Origin of the sequence: Paraflavisolibacter caeni, assembly GCF_025628885.1 — a bacterium.
Lineage (GTDB): Bacteria > Bacteroidota > Bacteroidia > Chitinophagales > Chitinophagaceae > Flavisolibacter > Flavisolibacter caeni.
This window is the reverse complement of record NZ_JAOTIF010000057.1, coordinates 1-7,368: the sequence shown is the minus strand read 5'-3', so window position 1 is coordinate 7,368 and position 7,368 is coordinate 1. Positions and strand designations below refer to the sequence as shown.

Annotated in this window: 2 protein-coding genes and 1 pseudogene; 2 read left to right on the top strand and 1 reads right to left on the bottom strand. The window is 43.9% G+C overall.

Annotated features, from left to right (window positions below):
• The first annotated feature begins 349 nt into the window (after nucleotides 1-349).
• Nucleotides 350-3,466 (top strand): type IX secretion system periplasmic lipoprotein PorW/SprE, encoded by a 3,117-nt coding sequence (gene porW, locus OCK74_RS27575; RefSeq protein WP_279300349.1) that lies wholly within the window; start codon nucleotides 350-352, stop codon nucleotides 3,464-3,466.
• 179 nt (nucleotides 3,467-3,645) lie between these two features.
• Nucleotides 3,646-6,078, top strand: a complete 2,433-nt coding sequence (locus OCK74_RS27570) for a penicillin-binding protein 1A (protein WP_279300348.1) — start codon at nucleotides 3,646-3,648, stop codon at nucleotides 6,076-6,078.
• A gap of 756 nt (nucleotides 6,079-6,834) precedes the next feature.
• On the opposite strand, the pseudogene OCK74_RS27565 reads toward OCK74_RS27570, so the two are convergent.
• Nucleotides 6,835-7,368 (bottom strand): annotated as a pseudogene (locus OCK74_RS27565) (sodium transporter); the annotation flags it as partial.

Sequence of the window (7,368 nt, the reverse complement as noted above, 5' to 3'; positions counted from 1 at the left end):
AGGGGAGGTAAAATCTCTATAACAGTATACCCTCAGGGGTTACTTAGACCTAAATTGTACGCTCACCCTTTTTCACTTATGGACTCAAAACTACCCAGACCTTCCCGACTCCTCTCAAAAAATACTGCTTCAAAAAACAAACATAGGAGACCTTATAGAGACTTTATAGAGACCTTACTGCAGTGTAACTCCGTATCTACTCCCTGTCTACTCCGTATCAACTGCTATCCAACAGCCAGCAACTCCATACCCCAACGTTCAGTTACTTTTCACATTTTTCATCAAAATAGACCTCCTTGCATACTAAAACCCTACTTTTTTTGTTATAAGACTTTAGTTTGCAAACCAAATGTCTTTAAGTCGCTATATATTAAGTTGTTTTTTAACAACACTTGTACTGTTTTTACAATCTGCAAAAGCCCAGACAGGCTTTGAATTAGAAATTAAAAAACCTGAACCTTTCGACAACAGGGTACTCAAATCCGAAAAAACAGGCCAGAAAAAGTTTACATGGAACCGCCGCTTATTCCAAAACACCTATACACATTATAATTATTTCTTCAACGCTAGCAACAGGCTGAACGAAGTGATTAACCAGGCCAAAGCAATCAATCAGGATGACTACGCAAACCTGTTACCATTTTACAATTATAGCCTGGAAACCACTGCCGCACAAAAAGCCGAATTGGACTCTGTCATATATAAAGCCAAAACAGGTATCGTTATGCACGACCTGCGCAACGACTGGATTGATGACATGTATCTGCTCTGGGGTGCCGCTTATTTCCTGCAAAAGGAGTTTGATTCAGCCCATCAGATGTTCCAATTCATCAACTATGCCTTTGCAGAAAAAGAAAAAGATGGCTATTATAAATATATCGGTAGCCGGCTTGATGGAAGTAGCGCACAAAGCATAGTAACTAAAGAAGATGATAAATTGCTGAAACGGCTGACTTCTGATCCACCCAGCCGGAACAATGCTTTTATCTGGCAAATACGTACGTTTATTGAGGACACTGCAATGGCAGATGCAGGCAGTCTCATTGATGCACTTAAAAAAGACCCCAACTTTCCCGAACGGCTCAATGCATCTCTTGAAGAGGTTCAGGCTTACTGGTTTTATAAACAGGAAAGATGGGACAGCGCTGCCATACACCTGACTGCCGCCCTGGATAATGCAAAAACAAAACAGGAAAGAGCCAGGTGGCAATACCTTGCAGGACAACTTTTCGAAAGATCAGGCAAACCGGAACAGGCAAAAGAATGGTTCAGTAAATCAATTGACAATGCTACCGATCCCGTTCTGGATATTTATGCCCGCCTCAATCTGATCCGGGTAAATAAAGAAGGCGGTGATGATTATGTGGATAAGAACATAGCCGAGTTGGATAAAATGGCTCACCGTGAAAGGTATGCTGACTACAGGGATATGATCTATTTTATGATGGCACAAATGGAATTGGAACGGAACAATCCTGATGCAGCACTAAAATACCTGGAAAAAGGAGCGAAATATTCCAACGAAAATATAGGATCCCGTAATCGCACTTATCTGAAACTGGCCGACTTGGCCTATAGCCAGAAAAAGTACACTGCAGCCGCATCTTATTACGATAGTATACAGTTTGAAGCTGGTGAAATGCCAGAGGCTGAAACAGAATACATCAATGGGCGTAAAAATATTCTTGATCGCTTAGTAGGCAACCTGAACACCATTCAACGACAGGATAGTTTGCAGCGTATTGCAGCCATGCCGGAAGCAGAAAGAACCGACTTCCTGAAAAAACTGGCACGCCAGTTACGCAAACAACAAGGTTTAAAGGAGGATGAAACAGTATCTTCAACCTTGGCTGCATCCGTTACGAACCAATCAGACCTATTCAATAGCAATACAAAAGGCGAATGGTATTTTTATAACAAATCGTCAAGGAGTAACGGCGCAACAACATTCAAGCAGATCTGGGGCAACAGACCCAATGCTGATAACTGGCGCCGGGGCTCAAGTATCTCGGAAGAACAGAATGCTGCCGCACCGGGAAATACTCAGGGCGTACCCAGTGCAGGTGTTGGCACGACCACAGGTGCCGTTACTTATGATGCATTATTGCAAACCATCCCATTAACACAACAGCAATTAAGTCTTTCAAATGACTCAATCCAAAATGCATTGTTCTCAGCTGGCAATATATATTTTAACGAAATAGAAGACTATCCCTCAGCCATACAGGCATACGAAGAATTAAGAAGGAGATTCCCGAACCATCCTGAAATGAATGAAGCACTTTTTCACCTTTACTATGCATATCAGAGGTCAGGAAATGCAGCCAAAGCAGAAGAAATAAAAAAGTTGTTGCAGCAAAAATTTCCTGAGAGCCGCCAGGCATCCATTCTGACTTCAGGTGTGGATCCGTTTTCCAACCGCCCATCCGCTGATGTAACCAAAACCTACGAAAGCATCTATGATATGTTCATAGAGGGCAGGTTCGATGAGGCAAAAGCAGCAAAACGCATTGCCGATAGTATATACCAAACCAATTACTGGTCACCACAATTGCTCTATATCGAGTCGGTTTACCACATCAGGAAAAATGAGGACAGTACGGCAAAGGATATTCTCAACACCTTGATACAGCAAAATCCGGAAACTCCTATAGCAGATAAAGCCACTACCCTGCTTGATGTTTTAAGCCGCCGGAAACAGATTGAAGAAGAATTGCGCAACCTCCAGATTGAGCGGCCGCAAGAAGAAGTGGCCGTAATCAGTCAAACAACCCAGCCAATCAGGCAGGCACCCCCAACAAGGGATACAGTGGCTGTAACTAAAACAGAAGTTCCTAAGAATAATGTTCAGAATCCTCCCGAACCTAAAAAAGAGGAAGTTGTTGTGCCAAACGAACCGGTTAAAAAAGAGGTCGTTGTAACCCAGGCTCCTCCCTTAAAAGCAGATACAGATGTTCCTCCGCTCATAAGAGACACCACTGCTGCAAAACCGGCGGAAATTGCTGTAGCTAAGCCTACAGAAAAAATTGTTGCTGATACAATCTCAAAGAAGCCAGTAGCAGCAGCAAAACCCTCTGCATTTGGATTTACCTATGATGCAGAGGCGCCACATTTTGCAGTAGTGATCCTGAATAAAGTAGATAATATATTCGGAAATGAAGCAAAGAATGCATTCAGCAGGTTCAGCAAAGAATCTTATGTAAACCAGGTTCCCAATGTACAATTGTTGCCCCTGGATGCAGAAAACAAACTGCTGCTCATTGGTATCTTCAGCAACATACAGCAGGCTGCTGAATATGTTCAAAAAGCCAAGCCTATTGCCAGCACACAAATCGTCCCTTGGCTTAAAGCGGATAAATACACCTTTTCGGTAATTACTGAAAGTAATCTTGAAACGCTCAAAACCAATCCCAACCTGGATAATTACAAAAAGTTCTTAGAACAGTTTTCTAAGATCAAATGGTAATAAAAACCCGGTAGAAATATATCAGGTAGTCCGAAAGAATGTTTATTGATCAGGAACATTTCTTTCGGACTTTTCTCTTTTAAATTTTAACCATCCATTGGACCTGTTTTTTTAGCTTTGACAACATTTCGCTACTGTTTTTGCTTAATCCGGGTCATCAAACCCGACAATAACTATATATGAAAAAAAGTGTTCGTGTCTTCTGGATAATCTTATGGGGAGGTATTGCTTTATTTATGCTCATCATTGTGTTTGCCATTGTCGGTGTCTTCGGAAAACTGCCATCCCTGAAAGAACTGGAAAATCCGACCATTATGCAGTCATCAGAGGTCTATGCAGCCGATGGCACCCTGATGGGAAAGTATTACCGGGAAAGGGGTAATCGCAGCAATGTTAACTACCGCGATATCTCAAAGCATGTGATACATGCGCTTGTGGCTACTGAAGATGAACGTTTTTATGATCATGCCGGCATCGACTTCAAAGCCACACTTCGTGCAGTATTTTTGTTGGGTAAGGAAGGTGGTGGAAGTACCATTTCCCAACAGTTGGCAAAAACCCTGTTAGATCAGGGTAGTAAAAACAGTGCGCAAAGGATTATTGAAAAACTAAAAGAATATATAGTAGCCATCCGGTTAGAAAGAAACTTCACAAAAGAAGAGATCATTGCGCTTTATCTGAATGCTGTTCCTTTTAGTGATAATGTTTATGGTATTCGTAACGCATCCAGAACCTTCTTCCAAAAAGAGCCCGATAGGCTTACTGTTGAAGAAGCTGCCTTATTAGTAGGTACCTTACAGGCTAACTATACATACAATCCTCGTGTATTTCCCAAAGCAGCCCTGGAGCGCCGCAATATCGTGCTGGGTCAAATGGAAAAGAACCATTACATCAATCCATCTGAAGCTACAACATTAAAATCCCTGCCTATTAAATTAAATTACAGGAAGCTGGATGAAAACACTGGTTATGCTCCTTACTTCCGTGAAGTGATCAAAGATGAAATACGTGATGCATTAAAAGATCTACGAAATGCCAATGGTGATAAATATGACATTTATGCCGATGGCTTAAAAATTTACACCACGATCAATCCTAAAATGCAGGAATACGCAGAAGAAGCTGTGGCGCAACAAATGCCCTTTTTGCAAAAAGCGTTGAATCGGCAACGTAATATCAAGTCTGGGTCAGTATGGGAAGGAAGAGCAAATGTATTGGAAGCCTCAATGAAGGCCAGCGATCGCTGGAAAAATCTGGAAGAGGAAGGATTGAGTGAAGCAGAGATCAGGAAAACATTCACACAAAAGGTTCCCATGCGCGTTTTTGCATGGAACTCCAAACGGGAAGCCGACACAGTAATGACCCCGCTGGACTCTATAAAGTACCACCGCCAGATGCTACAAACTGCTTTTATGGTGATGGATCCGGTAACGGGCGAAGTACGTGCCTGGGTTGGTGGGATCGACTTCAAAACATTTAAATACGACCATGCTAATATTAAAACCAAACGCCAGGTAGGTTCTGCTATCAAGCCTTTGTTGTATTGCCAGGCTATGGAAGAACGGGGCTTTACTATGGAAACACCTGTCGTGGATCAGCAGCAATCATTTGGTGCATTGGGCATGGTACCAGCTACTGGTAAAACTTGTACAGGCCGTACCATGACGATGGCTTCAGCGCTGGCCTGGTCGCGCAACTGTGCAACGGCGTACATTATGAAACAGGTAGGTCCTGCCCAGTTCGCCAGCTTCCTGGAGCGTATTCAAATCCCAACCAAAATTGAACCATACCCTTCTATTGCGTTAGGAGCCTGTGACCTTTCATTGTACGAAATGATGTGGGGCTATACCATTTTCCCTGGTCGCGGCTTTTCTACCAAGCCTTACTTTATCAGCCGGATTGAAGACCGTAATGGTAATGTGATCAAGCGCTTTGACTTCAGCCAGAACCGTAAAGAAGTTGTAAGTGAAGTAACCGCTTACCAGATGTGCAAAATGATGGAAGGCCCTGTTACAAAAGGTACCGCAGGCGGATTGATGTACCGCTTGGGCGCCGCTGAGATGGGTGGTAAAACAGGTACAACCAACGAAAATGCTGATGCCTGGTTCATGGGTTATTCACCTCAATTGCTGGCCGGTACCTGGATAGGCTGCGACGATCGGTTTATTCGCATTGAAAGCGCTCAGGGTTACGGTGGCACTGCAGCCCGTCCTATTTGGGAAGCATTCTTCCAAAAGGTATATGCTGATAAATCACTGCAAATAGATCGTGCGGCTACATTCGCAAAACCAGCCGATCTTCAGAATGAGATCTTTAGCGCCGATATTCCCGGAATTATTGAAAATGCGCCCCCACCAGGAGCCGAAGGTGTTGACCAGGGCGTAGGTACCGCCGACGAATATGGCTTGGATACAACTTATGAATTTATGGGTCCTGAATCCAAACCGGTTACTGATGATAGTAAGAAAGAGACTGCAAGAAAAGACAGTTCTTCTGGCAAGAAGGCTCCCAAAATAGGAGACCCAGCTACTAAGCCCGAGGAAAAGAAGAAAGGATTTTTTAAGAAGATCTTCGGAGGAAAAAACAAAGAAGAACCTCAAAATGACTACTAATAAAAAGGCCGCCGCAAAAATTTGAGGCGGCCTTTTTATTATCTCCAACACCAAATTATCTCCAACGCTACCCTAAACCCTATCAATTCTTTCCCACAAATCCAGGTTCTGAAAAGTCATCTTTCTTATATCAAGTATCCCTGGAGTATAAATACGCCCTAGATAATCCCTACCAAAGCCATATCAAAGGCATACCCAAGCCCAGGATAAAGTATGAAAATGGTAATTCCCCTTTCAGCCAATCCCTCAAACCCCAAAATCCCTTCACACCCAAACCCTACACCTCAAATCTCAACATCTCCAAATCCCGAAATCCGTATTCCCAAATCCCCTCTATCATCCATCATCTTTCATCTATCATCTTCTCTCCCTCCATTCGTCACTCGTCATTCCAATTGTGCCTTATAGTAATCTTATAGAAAACTTACAGTAAAGTTATAGTAAACTTATAGTAGAGTTATAGTAAACATCAGCCGTACATGCTACATACATCCTCCCTATACACTCCGTATCTACCCCCTACCTAAGGCGTATCTACCATACCCCCACGACCTACTATCCCCTTTATCTAACCGACCATGCCTTCCGCATACCTGAAGCACACCTGAAGCATACTTACAGCATACCTGAAGCACGAAACAGATTTTGACCCCCTCCCTTAACCCTTAAACCATACCCCCTCCCTCCCCATCCCCTGCATAAAAAAAGTCCCGCCTGTAGAGCGGGACTTTTGATGAATTGTCTATTCAGTGACTTTTACCAGAACTTGATGTAAATAGCCGAGAGCAAGATCAGGGTCATCACGATCAGCCCCATGGTGGCCGGCTTGACCTTGAACATACTGGAATCAATGGCAATGGCCTTGGGATTGTCCTTAGGCCCCAACAGGCTCAACAGCACCATCACCCCCACCGTAAAGACAAAGGACCAGCCCATGCAGATCAAAAAGGGAATCTCTACCACCTTTTGTTCCACACCGCCCACCGTCTTGGTGTACTCATAGGCCGTGTACAGCCAGGTCTCCTTACCAAACAAACGGGGGGCATAGTTGTTAAAGAGCACCGACATGCCAAAACCCGTCAAGACCCCGGCCACGGCTGCTGCCCCTGTAGTGCGCTTCCAGAACATGCCCAACAGGAACATGGCCAAAATCCCCGGGGAAATAAAGCCGGTATACTTCTGGATGAAGGTAAAACCCCCCTCTCCGCCAATCCCCAACAAATCCTCCCAGGTAAAGATCAAAGCCACAATCATGGCCGCCACCACCGTGATCCGCCCGGTCCACACCAG

Coding starts and splice junctions, on each gene's coding strand:
- porW (WP_279300349.1), top strand. CDS start 350: ATGTCTTTAAGTCGCTATATATTAAGTTGTTTTTTAACAACACTTGTA.
- OCK74_RS27570 (WP_279300348.1), top strand. CDS start 3,646: ATGAAAAAAAGTGTTCGTGTCTTCTGGATAATCTTATGGGGAGGTATT.